The organism is Campylobacter sp. IFREMER_LSEM_CL908, from assembly GCF_025771545.1.
GTDB lineage: Bacteria > Campylobacterota > Campylobacteria > Campylobacterales > Campylobacteraceae > Campylobacter_D > Campylobacter_D lari_D.
On sequence record NZ_JAKMQK010000028.1, the window covers coordinates 1 to 2,095 of the forward strand.

Sequence of the window (2,095 nt, forward strand, 5' to 3'; positions counted from 1 at the left end):
TGAACTAGGAGCTAATGTGAATTTTGCTACCCCAAGAACTCCTTTAGATAATGCAAGAGGATCTAGAAATAAAAAGCTTTTAAAAGATGCAGGAGCAATGACTTCAGAACAACTTGATAAAAAATACAATATATACTGGGATAGCAAAGAGTGTGAAAAAGATAAAAGCTATATGGAAAAATACTGTAAACTTTTAAACGATGCTATAAAAAAGGCTAAGGAGAATGAGTAGAGTGATAAAAATTAACTTTACTGATGTCAATTTTCATATTAAAGAATTTCAAAAGGTTTATATACTAGAAAATTGTAAATTGTATTTTTATAAGCCTTTTCATTTACAAACAGAAGATAAAAACAATGGAAAAGAATTTGAAGATAAAAATAGAACAATTCATAAAGAACAAGAAATTAAAAAAATAAATTCTCAAGATCAATTAAATGAAAAAGAAGATATCACAAAAGATTATGCACAAAAAATCGATAAAGAGATAAATAAATTTGATGAAAATAACTTCATCTTACAAACTAAAAAACAACGACAAATCGATCCTGATAATTATGATATATTTTACGATGTTTATACAAGTAAAGATAATGATATCAAAAGTTTAAATGAAGAGTTAAAATATAACGATGGCTTTGAAGTAAAAGATGGTATAGCTAAAGTTGAAGCAGATTTTTTTGATAAATGCTTTGAAAAAGGAATTTATGTTTTAATACCAAGATTAGTATCTTTAGATAAAAATGAAACATTACACTTTGATCCTGTGCCTTTAGAAGATAAGGGCTTTGTAGTGACTGATTTTAGAAAGGGAAGAAAAGATAAAAAAAATATAGATTTAAGCTTTCAAAGAAGCATAGCTAAAATAAAAAATCCTAATTTAGTTTTGCAAAGCCCTAAAGAATTCCTACAAGCTTTAAATGACAATAGAGATTTTACAGAAGATGATAAAATACAACAAGCAATGGGTATTAAAAAAGCTTGCGCGAAAAAAGCAGATGAAATGACTAAAATCTTGCTTAAAGATGATGAAAGTTTAAAAGATATTATTACAGATAAGCAAGAATTAAAGAAGAAAATAAGTGACTTACAAGATAATAAAAACAAATCACCTAAAGAACTAAATCTACTAGGTAGACTTGAATTTTTACAAAGAAATCAAAAAAAAGTTAAAGATTATAAAGACATTATAAAAGATCTTCAAAACCCTCAAAAGACTAGCAATGGTAAGCAAGATAGTGTTAAAAATGTAGATCCTTTAGATATGATGGCAACAAACAGCACCACTCCAAACCAAGAAGAACAAAAAAATAAAAATATCAATTCTAAAGATATAGGAGATGCAGGAGAATATGCTGCTTCTATGCTTTTTACTAAAAGATCAACTAGGTATTTATCTAATAGAAGAAAACTAGATACTAATTTTAATACTAAAGGTTTCAATCACACCATACCTGATTTTTTAGTAACGCTAAATGATTACCCTACTTTAGTAGAGGTTAAAAATGTTCAAGATCAAGCTTTAACAGAACAAATAAGCTTTGAGTTAAAACTTGCTAGAGAATATGAGCTTGATTATTTATTTTTATGCAATCATTACACAAAATTAATAGATAATATAACTAATCTAGAGATATTTAATAAAGACAATAAAAACCATAAAGGATCAAGAAGTGGTTTTATCTACCACAGACATGCTCACAGAAGCATAAAGACAATATTTAAAGAAATATATCTACACCATATCAAAGGAGCAGCACCTAATAAAATAGTAATAAAAAGATTAAATTTAAATGACCCTGTTCATATAGAAGAAGAATTAAACAAAAACAAACAAATACAAAAAAACTAAAGGAAAAACAATGAAAACATTAGAAGATATCAAAGCTATGAGTTTTGAAGAAAAAATGCAAATTCAAAAACAGTTATTTGATTTTATTAGTAATAATGACTTAGAAAATGTTAAAAATCTTTTAAAAGATTATCCCATAAAAGAAAGCTTTTATGAGGCGCATTTTACATACCATCATAATAATGAAGATTATGAGCTATCTTTATTTGATCCAGCAGCAAGCTTATTAAGGGCCGCATTTG

Annotated in this window: 1 protein-coding gene and 2 pseudogenes; all 3 read left to right on the forward strand. The window is 26.5% G+C overall.

Going from position 1 to position 2,095, the window contains the following annotated elements; all coding sequences use genetic code 11:
- Positions 1-232, forward strand: a pseudogene (locus L8U04_RS08195) (ankyrin repeat domain-containing protein); the annotation flags it as partial.
- Positions 225-1,853 carry a putative toxin gene (locus L8U04_RS08200; RefSeq protein ID WP_263709816.1) on the forward strand — a complete coding sequence of 543 codons (1,629 nt, stop codon included), beginning with the start codon at positions 225-227 and terminating at the stop codon, positions 1,851-1,853. The pseudogene L8U04_RS08195 and the gene L8U04_RS08200, both read left to right, overlap by 8 nt.
- Positions 1,854-1,863: 10 nt before the next feature.
- A pseudogene (locus L8U04_RS08205) lies at positions 1,864-2,095 on the forward strand (ankyrin repeat domain-containing protein); the annotation flags it as partial.

Excerpts from the sequence above, each read along its gene's own strand:
- L8U04_RS08200 (WP_263709816.1), top strand. The coding sequence starts at position 225 with ATGAGTAGAGTGATAAAAATTAACTTTACTGATGTCAATTTTCATATT.